12 protein-coding genes are annotated in these 14,345 nt (G+C 40.4%); all 12 read left to right on the forward strand.

Translation table 11 applies throughout. The features are described from left to right. Positions 1-34 precede the first annotated feature (34 nt). Positions 35-943: a phosphate butyryltransferase gene (gene yqiS / locus AS180_RS07845; RefSeq protein ID WP_061784658.1), complete on the forward strand. Its 909-nt coding sequence runs from the start codon at positions 35-37 to the stop codon at positions 941-943. 15 nt (positions 944-958) lie between these two features. After that, on the forward strand, positions 959-2,059 hold the full coding sequence (gene bcd, locus AS180_RS07850) for a branched-chain amino acid dehydrogenase (protein WP_061784657.1): 1,101 nt from the start codon (positions 959-961) through the stop codon (positions 2,057-2,059). Between the two features lie 241 nt (positions 2,060-2,300). Continuing rightward, positions 2,301-3,401: a butyrate kinase gene (gene buk / locus AS180_RS07855; RefSeq protein ID WP_035320423.1), complete on the forward strand. Its 1,101-nt coding sequence runs from the start codon at positions 2,301-2,303 to the stop codon at positions 3,399-3,401. A gap of 20 nt (positions 3,402-3,421) precedes the next feature. Further along, positions 3,422-4,843 (forward strand): dihydrolipoyl dehydrogenase, encoded by a 1,422-nt coding sequence (lpdA, locus tag AS180_RS07860; protein WP_062686631.1) that lies wholly within the window; start codon positions 3,422-3,424, stop codon positions 4,841-4,843. 21 nt (positions 4,844-4,864) lie between these two features. Beyond that, entirely contained in the window at positions 4,865-5,857 is a 993-nt protein-coding gene (locus tag AS180_RS07865; RefSeq protein WP_025909226.1) for a thiamine pyrophosphate-dependent dehydrogenase E1 component subunit alpha, read from the forward strand. Between the two features lie 13 nt (positions 5,858-5,870). After that, positions 5,871-6,854 carry an alpha-ketoacid dehydrogenase subunit beta gene (locus tag AS180_RS07870; protein ID WP_025909225.1) on the forward strand — a complete coding sequence of 328 codons (984 nt, stop codon included), beginning with the start codon at positions 5,871-5,873 and terminating at the stop codon, positions 6,852-6,854. Between the two features lie 14 nt (positions 6,855-6,868). Then, positions 6,869-8,122, forward strand: a complete 1,254-nt coding sequence (locus AS180_RS07875; protein WP_025909224.1) for a dihydrolipoamide acetyltransferase family protein — start codon at positions 6,869-6,871, stop codon at positions 8,120-8,122. 119 nt (positions 8,123-8,241) lie between these two features. After that, positions 8,242-8,403, forward strand: a complete 162-nt coding sequence (locus AS180_RS22405; RefSeq protein WP_156413461.1) for a hypothetical protein — start codon at positions 8,242-8,244, stop codon at positions 8,401-8,403. Between the two features lie 209 nt (positions 8,404-8,612). Continuing rightward, positions 8,613-10,565, forward strand: a complete 1,953-nt coding sequence (locus tag AS180_RS07880; RefSeq protein ID WP_025909223.1) for a methylmalonyl-CoA mutase family protein — start codon at positions 8,613-8,615, stop codon at positions 10,563-10,565. Beyond that, complete coding sequence (gene scpA, locus AS180_RS07885; RefSeq protein ID WP_025909222.1) at positions 10,558-12,714, forward strand: methylmalonyl-CoA mutase; 2,157 nt, start codon at positions 10,558-10,560, stop codon at positions 12,712-12,714. The genes AS180_RS07880 and scpA overlap by 8 nt, the downstream gene beginning before the upstream one ends. A gap of 4 nt (positions 12,715-12,718) precedes the next feature. Further along, on the forward strand, positions 12,719-13,720 hold the full coding sequence (meaB, locus tag AS180_RS07890) for a methylmalonyl Co-A mutase-associated GTPase MeaB (protein ID WP_025909221.1): 1,002 nt from the start codon (positions 12,719-12,721) through the stop codon (positions 13,718-13,720). Between the two features lie 91 nt (positions 13,721-13,811). Further along, positions 13,812-14,249: a BrxA/BrxB family bacilliredoxin gene (locus tag AS180_RS07895; RefSeq protein WP_025909220.1), complete on the forward strand. Its 438-nt coding sequence runs from the start codon at positions 13,812-13,814 to the stop codon at positions 14,247-14,249. Positions 14,250-14,345: the final 96 nt, after the last annotated feature.

The raw sequence follows: 14,345 nt of genomic DNA on the forward strand, positions 1-14,345 counted from the left end.
TTACCAAACTCTAACATGAAAGGTCGAGCATTTCATGATACTTAAACAGTTAATGCGTAAAAGTGTAACAAATAAACAGGTTACAGTTGCCGTTGCTGCTGCTGAGGATGCAGAAACTCTCGAAGCGGTTAACCAGGCATGTGAGCACCAATTAGCTCGTTTTGTTTTATATGGAAACGAAGCTAAAATTAAATCAATTTTAGAGCGAGAGACTGAAAAACGCTTGGAAACGGGCGAAGTTACGATTGTGCATACTAATTCACCTCAACAATCTGCGCAAGAAGCAGTGCATGCCGTAGCAATGAATGAAGCGCATATTGTTATGAAAGGTCACCTCTCAACTTCAACCATTCTTAAAGCTGTTTTACATAAAGAGAACGGTTTGCGAACTGGAAACGTCCTATCACACGTAGCTGCTTTTGAAGTTCCGGGGTATGACAGACCTATTATTGTCACTGATGCAGCAATGAATATTGCACCAAGTATTCAAGAGAAAGTTCAAATTATTGAAAATGCGGTTGGTGTTGCAAAAGCAATGGGGATAACAACACCAAAAGTAGCGCCAATCGCAGCTGTTGAAGTGGTCAATCCAGCAATGGAAGCTACCACAGATGCTGCATTATTAACACAGATGAACAAGCGTGGTCAAATAAAAGGCTGTGTTGTCGATGGACCTCTTGCTTTGGATAATGCCATCAGTCACGTAGCTGCTGAGCAAAAAGGAATCCAAAGTGAAGTTGCTGGAGCAGCTGATATTTTAGTAGTACCTACGATTGAATCAGGAAACATTTTATATAAATCACTTATTTATTTTGCACAAGCAAAGGTTGGAGCTGTTATTGCCGGAGCGAAAGCGCCAATCGTACTTACGTCAAGAGCAGATTCTGCTGAAAGTAAACTTTATTCGTTAGCGTTAGCAATCAACGTAGCGACACATAATTGATAGGAGGAAACAACAATGAAAATTTTTAGCTATATGGAACAGTATGATTACGAACAATTAGTTTTTTGCCAAGATGAGCAATCGGGGTTAAAAGCAATTATTGCAATTCATGATACAACAATTGGGCCGGCTTTAGGTGGAACGAGAATGTGGACGTATGAGTCTGAGGAAGCAGCGATTGAAGATGCGCTGCGTCTTGCAAAAGGCATGACGTACAAGAACGCAGCAGCAGGGCTTAACTTGGGAGGCGGTAAAACAGTTATTATCGGTGATCCTAAGAAGGATAAAAACGAAGAAATGTTCCGTGCATTTGGACGCTATATTCAAGGGCTAAACGGACGCTATATTACGGCTGAAGATGTAGGGACAACAGTTGAAGATATGGACCTTGTATACCAAGAAACTGATTACGTAACAGGAGTTTCACCTGCATTTGGTTCATCAGGAAACCCTTCACCAGTTACGGCTTATGGAGTTTATCGCGGGATTAAAGCAGCAGCAAAAGAAGCTTTTGGTACGGATATTTTAGAAGGGAAAATAATCGCAGTTCAGGGAATCGGAAACGTTGCATATAACCTGTGCCGTCATCTTCATGAAGAAGGCGCACAGCTCATTGTGACAGACATCAACAAAGAATCTGTACAGCGTGCAGTTGAAGAATTCGGTGCAAAAGCAGTAGACCCACAGGATATTTATGGAGTAGAATGTGATATCTATGCACCTTGTGCGCTAGGCGCAACAATTAACGATGAAACAATTCCACAATTAAAAGCAAAGGTAATTGCTGGAGCAGCAAACAATCAGCTAAAAGAAGCGCGTCATGGCGATATGATTCATGAGATGGGAATCATTTATGCTCCGGATTATGTAATCAATGCTGGAGGAGTAATTAACGTAGCGGACGAATTAATTGGTTATAACCGCGAACGCGCATTGAAAAAGGTTGAAACGATTTATGATAATATTGAAAAAGTAATTGAAATTTCAAAGCGAGACGGAATTCCAACATATGTAGCAGCAGATCGCCTAGCAGAAGAGCGTATTGAGAAGCTAAGACGCTCTCGTAGTCAATTTTTACAAAACGGACATCACCTTTTAAGTAGACGCTCTCGCTAACAGCCAACAGCTAGGGACTTGTAGGAATATGCTCCCTAGCTTCATTTAAGCAAACAATATTTTATCCCACTCTTAACGGACAGTAATCCTTCCTTTTAAGATGATGAGGCCAGAAAGAAAAGAAGTGGGAAATCAGCTGTCTGTAAAGGTCCGATAAGTTTAACTAATCACCAGTGGAGATGAAGAAAATTTTCACTGATGGAAGTTAAACTGTATACAGCTAGGAGGCTCTGTGTTAATTATGCAAGATTATCGAATACTCACCATTAATCCAGGATCGACATCAACGAAAATCGGTGTATTCCACAATGACCAAATGATTTTTGATCGCACGATTCGCTATGAAGCAAAAGAACTGAGTGTATTTGAAACCATTTATAATCAATATGAATTTCGAAAAAAATCCATTTTAGAAGCGCTTGATGAAGAAGGGATTAATTTATCAAAGCTTAATGCCGTCTGCGGACGTGGGGGATTATTGCGTCCGATTGAAGGTGGTACGTATGAAGTGAATGAGTTAATGCTTAAAGATTTAAAAGAAGGATATGCAGGTCATCATGCATCAAACCTTGGTGGAATCTTAGCGTATGAAATTGGTTCTGGCTTGAATATTTCATCATTTATTGTCGACCCTGTGGTTGTTGATGAACTATTAGATGTGGCAAGGGTGTCAGGCAGCCCGCATATGGCGCGTAAAAGTATTTTTCATGCATTAAATCAAAAAGCTGTAGCCCGTAAAGTTGCAGCTCAGCTCGATAAAAAGTACGAAGAGTTGAATTTAATTGTGACGCATATGGGTGGCGGTATTACTGTTGGTGTTCATAACTATGGAAGAGTTATTGACGTGAATAACGGTTTACACGGTGACGGTCCTTTTAGTCCAGAGAGAGCGGGAAGCGTTCCGGTAGGAGAACTTGTCCGCTTATGCTTTTCGGGTGAGTATTATCGCGAAGATATTATGAAGATGCTTGTTGGTAAAGGTGGATTAGTTGGGTATTTAGGGACGTCTGATGTTCAAAAAGTTGAAAAGCTTATTGAACATGGAAATAAAAAAGCAAAATTAGTGTATGAAGCGATGGCTTACCAGATTGCAAAGGAGATTGGTGCAGCAAGTGCTGTGCTAGCGGGGAAAGTCGATGCAATTATTTTAACAGGTGGAATTGCTTATTCAAAAATGTTCGTGAGTTTAATTATTGAACGCGTAAAGTGGATTGCAGATGTTACGGTGTTTCCAGGAGAAAACGAACTTCAAGCACTGGCTGAAGGAGCACTGCGCGTCTTAAAACAAGAAGAGAAAGCGAAGCAATATCCTGGTGAGCATATTCACTCTTCTACACTTTAAAAGGAAAGGTGTGACAATATATGGCAAGGGAATATGATGTAGTAGTTCTAGGAGGAGGCACCGGCGGCTACGTAGCGGCAATTCGTGCTTCCCAGCTTGGCTTAAGTGTTGCAATTGTAGAAAAAGAAAAGCTGGGAGGTACATGCCTTCATGCAGGTTGTATCCCAAGCAAAGCTTTATTACGAAGTGCAGAAGTGTATCAAACAGCAAAAAAAGCAGACTCTTTTGGCGTTTTAGCATCTGATGTAAAACTCGATTATGAGCGTGTACAAGAGCGAAAAGATTTGGTTGTTACACAGCTGTATAACGGCGTCAAAGGACTGATGAAAAAAGGCAAAATTGATGTGTATGAAGGCTTTGGCCGTATATTAGGGCCATCCATCTTTTCACCGATGCCAGGAACCATTTCAGTTGAGCTAAAGAGCGGTGAAGAAAATGAAATGCTTATACCAAATAACGTAATCATTTCAACAGGCTCGCGCCCAAGAACATTACCAGGGCTAACGATTGACGGTGAGTTTATCATTACATCGGATGAAGCATTACAAATGAAAAATCTTCCTCAATCTATTATGATTGTTGGTGGCGGTGTAATCGGTGTTGAATGGGCTTCAATGCTTGCTGACTTTGGAGTTGAGGTAACGATTATTGAATACAGTGATCGTATTCTACCAACCGAAGATCACGATATATCAACTGAAATGAAAAAACAGCTACAGCGAAAAGGAATTAAGGTAGTTACTTCTGCTAAAGTGTTAGCGGATACCGTTGAAGTAGATAAAAGTGTCAAAGTGAAAGCTGAAGTGAATGGTGAAACAAGTACATACGAAGCTGAAAAGATGCTTGTATCTGTTGGAAGACAAGCCAACGTTGAAGGCATTGGATTAGAAAACACAGACATTGTTGTTGAGAGCGGTTTTATTAAAACAAATGAATTTTATCAAACAAAAGAGTCGCATATCTATGCAATTGGTGACGTCATTGGTGGTCTTCAGCTGGCTCACGTGGCTTCTCGTGAAGGAATTGTAGCAGTCGAACATATAGGAGATAAAAAGCCGCTCCCAATTCAATATGAAAATATTTCAAAGTGCGTATATAGTAGCCCAGAAGTGGCAAGCGTGGGTTTAGCAGAACAAGAAGCAAAAGAAAAAGGTCGTGCTGTGAAAGTTGGCAAAATGCCGTTTAAAGCAATCGGTAAAGCACTTGTATATGGTGAAGCAGAAGGATTTGTAAAAATTATTAAAGACGATGAAACAAATGACCTACTAGGAGTTCACATGATTGGTCCTCACGTAACAGACATGATTTCAGAAGCAGGTCTTGCAAAAGTGTTAGATGCGACGCCATGGGAAGTTGCTCATACTATTCATCCACACCCAAGCTTATCCGAAGCAATCGGTGAAGCAGCCCTTGCTGTTGATGGAAAAGCCATTCATTTTTAATTATTAAGGAGGTTTTAACTGATGACAGAAAATCGTCATGAAGCACTAGGCTTAACAAATGAACAAGTAGTTGAAATGTATCGTACAATGCTTCTGGCTCGTAAAATTGACGAGCGTATGTGGTTATTAAATCGTGCTGGGAAGGTACCTTTTGTTATTTCGTGTCAAGGACAAGAGGCAGCGCAGGTCGGTGCAGCATTTGCGTTAAACCGTGAGAAAGACTACGCGTTGCCGTATTACCGAGACATGGGAGTAGTCCTTGCATTTGGAATGACGGCTCGTGATTTAATGCTATCAGGATTTGCAAAAGCGGAAGATCCAAACTCAGGTGGTCGTCAAATGCCTGGTCACTTCGGCTATAAAGAGAAGCGCATTGTAACGGGGTCTTCTCCGGTGACAACGCAGGTTCCTCATGCCGTTGGAATTGCTTTGGCCGGGAAAATGGAGAAAAAAGAGTTGGTGACATTTGTAACGTTCGGTGAAGGTTCATCAAACCAAGGTGATTTTCACGAAGGTGCTAATTTTGCAGGCGTTCACAAATTACCGGTTATTTTCATGTGTGAAAACAATAAGTATGCCATTTCGGTGCCGGTAGAAAAGCAACTTGGTTGTGAAAAGGTATCAGACCGTGCAATTGGCTATGGTATGCCTGGATACACAGTAGACGGAAATGATCCTTTAGAAGTGTATAAAGTTGTAAAAGAAGCAAGAGAAAGAGCAGTAAAAGGTGAAGGACCAACGCTTATTGAAACGGTTTCTAGCCGCTTGACTGCTCACTCAAGTGATGATGATGATCGCGCTTATCGCGAAGCAGACGAAATTTCAGAAGCGAAGAAAAATGATCCAATTATTCGCTTTGGTGCGTATTTAAAAGAAACTGGGACTCTAACAGATGCGAAAGAAGCTGAAATGCTTGAAGAAATCATGAAAATTGTGAATGAAGCAACAGACTATGCAGAAAATGCTGCATATGCAGACCCAGAATCAGCTTTAAAATACGTATACGGTGAGTGAGGAGGAAACTAAAATGCCAGTAATGTCATATATCGATGCCGTAACAATGGCTATGCGTGAAGAAATGGAGAGAGACCCACGTGTATTTGTATTAGGAGAAGATGTGGGAAGAAAAGGCGGCGTATTCAAGGCAACGAACGGCTTATATGAGCAGTTTGGCGAAGAGCGCGTAATTGATACACCGCTGGCAGAATCAGCGATTGCTGGAGTTGGAATTGGAGCAGCAATGTACGGAATGCGCCCAATTGCTGAAATGCAGTTTGCTGATTTTATCATGCCTGCTGTGAACCAAATCGTTTCAGAGGCTGCAAAAATTCGCTATCGCTCGAACAATGATTGGAACTGTCCAATTACAATTCGTGCGCCTTACGGTGGAGGCGTGCACGGTGCTCTTTATCATTCGCAATCAGTTGAAGCGTTGTTTGCCAATCAGCCAGGTTTAAAAATCGTGATGCCATCTACGCCTTATGATGTGAAGGGGTTATTAAAAGCAGCCATCCGCGATGATGACCCGGTGCTATTCTTTGAACATAAGCGCGCGTATCGCTTAATTAAAGGTGAAGTGCCAGAAGATGATTATGTACTTCCAATCGGAAAAGCAGATGTGAAGCGCGAAGGTGATGATATTACTGTTATTACATATGGTCTTTGCGTCCATTTTGCACTCCAAGCAGCTGAAAAACTTGCGGCTGATGGAATTTCAGCTCATGTATTAGATTTACGAACAGTTTATCCATTAGATAAAGAAGCGATTATTGAAGCTGCATCTAAAACAGGTAAGGTGCTTCTTGTAACAGAAGATAACAAAGAAGGAAGCATCATGAGTGAAGTAGCGGCTATTATTGCAGAACATTGTTTATTTGATTTGGATGCACCGATTCAACGTTTGGCTGGGCCAGATATTCCAGCTATGCCATATGCTCCAACGATGGAGAAGTATTTTATGGTAAATCCAGATAAAGTAGAAAAAGCAATGAGAGAATTAGCTGAATTTTAAAGGAGTTGTTTCCAGTGGCAATTGAAAAAATCAAAATGCCTCAGCTTGGAGAAAGCGTAACGGAAGGCACGATTAGCAAATGGCTAGTAGCTGTGGGAGACCAGGTTAATAAATATGATCCATTAGCAGAAGTGATGACCGATAAAGTGAATGCAGAAGTGCCATCTTCATTTACGGGTGTGATTAAAGAAATTATTGCAGCTGAAGACGAGACGCTGCCAGTTGGAGAAACGCTGTGTTTGATTGAAGTAGAAGGAGCTTCTTCAGCAGATACAGCTCAAAATGCGCCAAAAGAAACGAATGAAAAAGTTTCTTTACCAGATACAGCTGACCACTCTAATAAAAAGCGCTATTCACCAGCCGTTCTGCGTTTATCCCAAGAACATGGAATTAACCTTGAAACACTTACAGGGTCAGGTGGAGGTGGTCGAATTACAAGAAAAGACGTACTGGCTGCAATTGAAAAAGGTCCGCAAAGGGATTCAGCTGTTCATCAGGAGGCGCCAAAAACAGCACCGCCTTCACCAAAAGCAGATATGAAAAAGTCGGAACCTATTCCAACGGCTTCTGGTGATAAAGCCATTCCTGTATCTGGTGTACGTAAAGCGATTGCCAGCAACATGTTACGAAGCAAGCACGAAATTCCTCATGCATGGACAATGGTTGAAGTGGATGTAACAAGCCTCGTAGCATATCGTGATTCTATTAAAACGGAATTTAAACAAAAAGAAGGATTTAACTTAACGTACTTTGCTTTCTTTGTCAAAGCGATTGCACAAGCCTTAACAGAATTCCCAGAAATCAATTCAATGTGGGCAGGCGATGAAATTATTCAAAAGAAAGACATTAATATTTCTATTGCTGTTGCAACAGACGATGCATTGTTTGTACCTGTCATAAAAAATGCCGATGAAAAAACAATTAAAGGAATTGCACGCGAAATTAATGAATTAGCGCAAAAAGTACGAGCAGGTTCATTAAAAGCGGCAGACATGCAGGGTGGAACGTTTACTGTTAATAACACGGGATCATTTGGTTCCGTTCAATCGATGGGAATCATTAATTATCCACAAGCAGCAATTTTACAGGTGGAATCTATTGTTAAGCGTCCGGTTGTTATTAATAATATGATTGCCATTCGAGATATGGTCAATCTATGCTTATCTCTTGACCACCGTGTGCTTGATGGACTCGTATGTGGTCGATTCTTAAAACGCATTAAAGAAATTTTAGAATCGATGTCCAAGGAACATACATCTATTTACTAAAAGTGAAAGAGACTGAGACATAAGTAGGTCAGCCTCTACTATACCTGAACGATTGAGAGTTCATCACTTTTAATCGTTCAGGTTTTTTTATTGATTGTGAAAACAATGTTGGAAACAGGGTGGAATGGAGCGTAGGACACTCGACTCCTGCGGGAAAGAGAGGGAAAACGGAGATCCCGCAGCGCAGCGAGGAAGCTCAGGTTCCTCCCCGCGGAAAGCGAGTGACCGTAGCGCAATGGAACGAACGTGTTGAGACAAATCAAAGAGATGGGAACAGCTAGTGTTCGTCTTTTAGAACCAATCATTTTGTTATGTCCCAAACTCTTTTATTTGTTTAATATTTAATTCGAAAAGGTTTTGCTCGTCATGCCGATTTGGCATACGGTATTTTGAGAAGGTATATATATTTCGTTTATAGAATGTAATAAAATAAAAGAGAGTGTGTCAGCAGAAAAAGGCTTTGGTATCAAAGTATAAAGGGGAAATGACGATGAATAAACCATCCTTTCATGAATTTGCCTATACTCCTCAGCAAGAATGGATACAAGAAGTAAAAAAAGCGCTAAAAGATGACCCTCATCTATATGAAAAAGAAACGTTTGAGAACATTTTTTTGAAAACGCTTTACCGAAAAAATGACGTGCAAGATTTACCACATTTAAAAGACGAAGAGCTTTACTTATTCGTAAGAGGAATAGACTCACATTTCGTATCAAATGAATGGAATATTGCACAACGAATAAATGTAGCCGTTCCAAAGAAAGCGAATCAAATGATAAAGGAAGCATTAGATAACGGACAAACGTCATTGGCTATTGAGTTAAATCCTATATCAATTAAAGGAAAGAATCCGTTAACAGTTCCTTTTACTGAATTAAAAAGCGGCGTTTTGCTCTCTAACTATGCAGATCTATGTGCGCTTTTTAAAGACATTCAGTTACCTGAAGTACCTCTTTTTATTCCTTCTGGATATACGGCACTGCCGTTGATTGAATCCATTGATACGTACTGTCAACAGGAAGGGATCACATTATCACAAGTAGCTGGAGTGGTTGGAATGGATCCGCTCGGCTCATTAGCTGAACACGCTCATTCACCAATTCCAATCACTGATTTGTATCATGACATGGCAAACGCAATTGCTTTTGTACAAGAAAAGAAAAGTTCGCTAAAGACGGTACTTATTGATACAAAACCGTATCACATGAGCGGGGCAACAGCTGTTCAAGAGTTAGCATATGCACTTTCAACAGCCGTACAATATATGGATGAATGTTTAAGACGCAATATTCCTTTACATCATGTATTACCTCATCTGGCATTTTCATTCTCAACAAGCTCACAGCTTTTTATGGAAGTTTCAAAACTACGTGCATTTCGCTTACTGTGGCTTCAGGCCGTTCGAGCATTTTCACAGACTATAGACGTACCGCTTCCTTTCATCCATGTAAATACATCCATCCATACGCTTTCATCTCAAGACTTACATACGAATATTTTACGAGGAACACTGCAAGCATTTGCTGGAATTATTGGCGGAGCAAATAGCCTCCATGTTTATCCATATGATGCTATATCAAAGCAGTCAACAGAATTATCCAATCGACTCGCACGAAATACGCAGCTAATGCTTCGAGAAGAATCACAATTAGGCAGAGTCATAGACCCGGCAGGAGGCTCATGGTACATCGAATCCTACACGCATGAGCTTGCAGAAAAAGCTTGGAAGCTGTTTCAGAAAATGGAATCTAAAGGCGGTATGGAAGCATGTCTAGAGTCAGGTTGGATTCAATGTGAGCTTCAACATGTAAGTGAAGAGAAAAGAGAACAGATACATAGCAGAAATGAAAGAATGGTAGGAATTACGCATTATGTATCTCCAAGTAAAACTACTTATGAAGAAGATAACGTTGCAAACAAAGACTACCACGAATATCAATTGCAATTAAGAAATGAATTGACGGCATCTTCTCTATTGGTGAATGCGCATGAAGAACAATCCCCTTCTCAAGCAATTCTCTTTTTGAATCAGTGGAGAAAAAGCGAAGCGTTTGAACAGATGCGTGAAAGAACCAAAGGATTGACTATTGGTTGCATTGAATTATCAGAAAGTAAATTGGTTAAGCAACAAAAAGAGTTTGCTTATGATTTTTTCCAGTCTGGTGGATTTCAATGTGAAACTTTTTCACCGTTATATCATGACCTGGATACCATTGAATGGTTGAAAAAGCGTCCTTGTCATGCATACGTAGTATGTGGTGAACCTGAACAAGTAAAAGATATGCTTGCCTTCCTTAATGGGTATAAACAAGAAAAGCTTTACGTATTTGTTGTAGCAAAATCAGAGGTAGACGGAGCTGCGGAATTCATTAATGAAAATGTGAATGCAATTAATTGTTTTGCGCAATTAGTACGCTGGATTGAGGTGAATCAACATGTATAAAAAACCACAATTTGAAAATATTGATTTTGGCGCTGTTACGCAACCGAAAGCTGTGGAGAGTAAGCAGCATACTGTAGAATCTTTTCAAACAAATGAACAAATTTTTGTGAAATCTCTATATACAGAAAAAGATTATAAAGGCATTGAATTTCTTGATTTTACACCAGGAAAACCACCATATCTAAGAGGACCTTACGCGACGATGTACGTGAAAAAACCATGGACAATTCGTCAGTACGCAGGGTTTTCAACAGCAGAAGAAAGCAATGCCTTTTATCGCAGAAATTTAGCTGCAGGGCAGAAAGGATTGTCTGTTGCTTTTGATTTAGCAACACATCGAGGGTATGACTCTGATCACCCTCGCGTGGTTGGTGACGTAGGAAAAGCGGGGGTAGCAATTGATTCAATCTTAGACATGAAAAAGCTTTTTGATGGTATTCCTCTGGATAAAATGTCGGTTTCAATGACGATGAATGGTGCTGTATTACCAATCATGGCTTTTTATATCGTGACTGCTGAAGAACAAGGTGTGCAAAAGGAGCAGCTAGCCGGTACCATTCAAAATGATATTTTAAAAGAATACATGGTACGTAATACGTATATTTATCCTCCAGATATGTCGATGAGAATTATTGCAGATATTTTCAAGTATACGTCTGAGCATATGCCCAAATTTAATAGCATCAGTATTTCAGGCTATCACATGCAAGAAGCGGGAGCACCAGCTGACCTGGAGCTAGCTTATACGCTAGCAGACGGATTAGAGTATGTTCGAACCGGAATAAAATCTGGTATTTCAGTCGATGCCTTTGCACCACGCCTATCATTTTTTTGGGCGATTGGAATGAACTACTTTATGGAAGTAGCAAAAATGAGAGCCGGTAGATTGCTATGGGCTAAGCTAATGAAACAGTTTAATCCAACAAATCCCAAGTCGTTAGCTTTGCGTACGCACTCGCAAACGTCTGGCTGGAGCTTAACGGAGCAAGATCCGTTCAATAACGTAGTGCGTACATGTGTGGAAGCACTGGCAGCAGTTTCAGGGCACACGCAGTCACTGCATACGAATGCATTGGATGAAGCAATTGCGCTACCAACGGATTTTTCAGCAAGAATTGCACGTAATACACAGTTATATTTACAAGATGAAACGTCTATTTGTTCTGTTATTGACCCGTTGGGAGGGGCTTATTATATTGAATCACTAACGAATGAGCTCGTTCATAAAGCTTGGGGTCATTTAGAAGAGATTGAATCACTTGGTGGTATGGCAAAAGCAATTGAAACTGGGATTCCGAAAATGAAAATTGAAGAAGCTGCTGCCAGAAGGCAAGCTAGAATTGATTCAAAAGCCGAAATTATTGTTGGTGTGAATGCATTTAAAGCGAACGAAGAAGAAGAGTTAGAGATTTTAGATATTGATAATCAAGCAGTGCTAACAGCGCAGGTAGAAAGATTAAAAGAACTGAAGAATCAGCGCGATGACAAGCAGGTGGAAAAAACTTTAAGTGATTTAACGCATGCTGCTGAAACAGGAAAGGGAAATTTATTAGAGTTAGCGGTTGAAGCTGCCAGAGCAAGAGCAACGCTAGGCGAAATATCACTTGCTCTTGAAAAAATATCTGGTAGGCATCAAGCGGTTACACGTTCAATAAAAGGTGTTTATCAAGCAGAATTTGAAGGAGCAGAGCTTATTGATAAAGTGCGCCAGTTAACAGATGACTTCTTAGAAGAAGAGGGAAGAAGACCAAGAATCCTAGTTGCCAAAATGGGTCAGGACGGTCATGATCGCGGAGCAAAAGTCATTTCTACAGCATTTGCGGATCTAGGCTTTGATGTGGATGTTGGTCCACTTTTTCAAACGCCTGAAGAAACTGCTGTGCAAGCAATTGAAAATGATGTTCACGTCGTAGGGTTTAGCTCGCTTGCTGCTGGACATAAAACGCTACTTCCACAGCTTGTTGAGCAGCTGCGTTTACACGGTAGAGAAGATATTTTAGTCATTGTTGGAGGAGTTATTCCAAAGCAAGATTATCCTTTTTTAGAAGCAAGCGGAGCAGCAGCTATTTTCGGTCCAGGTACGGTCATTCCAAAAGCAGCTATCCACGTGTTAGATAAGATTAAAGAAAAGCTAGCGGTGGATGAGTGATTATATGACCAAATTAAAAACAGTGTCTCAGTATAAAGAAGGGCTTTTAGGAAAAAACCGAGCTGCTTTAGCACAAGCTATTACCTTAATTGAAAGTCAGGCTGCTAAGCATAAACACCTGGCTCAACAGTTAATGAAAGAAATTTATTCGCATACTGGAAAATCGATTCGGATTGGATTTACAGGTGTACCAGGAGCAGGGAAAAGTACGTTAATTAATGCATTTGGAACTTATTTATGTGATCAAGGATACCGAGTAGCAGTACTTGCGATTGATCCAAGCAGTACGGTATCTGGTGGAAGTATCTTAGGTGATAAAACGCGAATGGAGCAGCTTGCTAAGCATCCAAGAGCTTTTGTTCGACCGTCTCCTTCGCAAGGAACATTAGGCGGGGTTCATCGCAAGACGAGAGAAGCTGTTCTTTTATGCGAAGCAGCGGGATATGACGTCATTTTTATAGAAACGATGGGCGTGGGGCAAGGTGAAGGAATCGTTAAGCAAATGGTTGATGTCTTTGTTCTTCTTGTTTTAACAGGTGCAGGAGATGAGCTTCAAGGAATTAAAAAAGGAATCTTAGAGCTAGCCGACTTGATTTGTGTAAATAAAGCGGATGGAGATAATCGAAAAAAAGCAGTACTGACGAAAAAAGAGTATGAGTCCGTTATTTCATTTCTATATGCTCATTCATCTAGTTGGCAGCCAAGGGTATTAACAACATCTGTTTACGAGACAGGTGATTTGATTAGCTTATGGAATCACATCTTGGATTACAAGAGCTGGCTAATACAAAATGAACGATTTGAGCAAAAGCGAGGTCTTCAACTTTCTTCATGGCTACAGTCGAGAATTGCTGATTATCTGTACGAGTCTTTTTATGGTAAGCAAGAGCTACGTGATACGCTAAAAGATGTTGAGCAACGTATGCAAAAAGGAGACATAACAATGGAGGAAGCATTTGAGACAATAATTCATCAGTATAAACAAGTAAACCAACCGATAAAGTAACAATAATTTTTTCGTAAACATAAGCCAAAGAAATCGCGTTTTAAGTCATGGTTTGCTATGATAAAAGTAGCTAACTAAAGGAGGTAAAAAGATGAACATCGATTTTAATTTATTTATGAATGATGTTGTTCGCCAAGCGCGTCAAGAGATTGAAGCTGCAGGTTACACGCAATTAACGACGGCTGAAGATGTAGAGGAAGCGTTTCAAAAGCCCGGTACAACATTAGTAATGGTTAACTCAGTTTGTGGATGTGCAGGAGGGATTGCTAGACCAGCAGCTGCTCATTCCGTTCATTACGATAAGCGCCCAACGAATCTAGTTACGGTATTCGCTGGCCAAGATAAAGAAGCAACGGCTCGCGCTAGAGAATATTTTGAAGGCTACCCACCATCTTCACCATCATTTGCACTATTAAAAGATGGTAAAATTATGACAATGGTAGAGCGTCATGAAATTGAAGGACATGAGCCAATGTCAGTTGTAACAAAACTTCAAGAAGCGTTTGATCAATATTGTGAAGAAGTATAAATAAAAGAGGCTGGGACATAAGTAGTTCAGTCCTTACTATACCTGAACGATTGAGAGTTCATAACTTTTAATCGTTCAGGTTTTTTGTTGATTGTG

This window comes from Priestia veravalensis, assembly GCF_001457055.1.
Lineage (GTDB): Bacteria > Bacillota > Bacilli > Bacillales > Bacillaceae_H > Priestia > Priestia flexa.

Coding starts and splice junctions, on each gene's coding strand:
- buk (WP_035320423.1), top strand. CDS start 2,301: ATGCAAGATTATCGAATACTCACCATTAATCCAGGATCGACATCAACG.
- scpA (WP_025909222.1), top strand. CDS start 10,558: ATGTATAAAAAACCACAATTTGAAAATATTGATTTTGGCGCTGTTACG.
- bcd (WP_061784657.1), top strand. CDS start 959: ATGAAAATTTTTAGCTATATGGAACAGTATGATTACGAACAATTAGTT.
- AS180_RS07880 (WP_025909223.1), top strand. CDS start 8,613: ATGAATAAACCATCCTTTCATGAATTTGCCTATACTCCTCAGCAAGAA.
- yqiS (WP_061784658.1), top strand. CDS start 35: ATGATACTTAAACAGTTAATGCGTAAAAGTGTAACAAATAAACAGGTT.
- meaB (WP_025909221.1), top strand. CDS start 12,719: ATGACCAAATTAAAAACAGTGTCTCAGTATAAAGAAGGGCTTTTAGGA.
- AS180_RS07895 (WP_025909220.1), top strand. CDS start 13,812: ATGAACATCGATTTTAATTTATTTATGAATGATGTTGTTCGCCAAGCG.
- AS180_RS07870 (WP_025909225.1), top strand. CDS start 5,871: ATGCCAGTAATGTCATATATCGATGCCGTAACAATGGCTATGCGTGAA.
- lpdA (WP_062686631.1), top strand. CDS start 3,422: ATGGCAAGGGAATATGATGTAGTAGTTCTAGGAGGAGGCACCGGCGGC.
- AS180_RS07865 (WP_025909226.1), top strand. CDS start 4,865: ATGACAGAAAATCGTCATGAAGCACTAGGCTTAACAAATGAACAAGTA.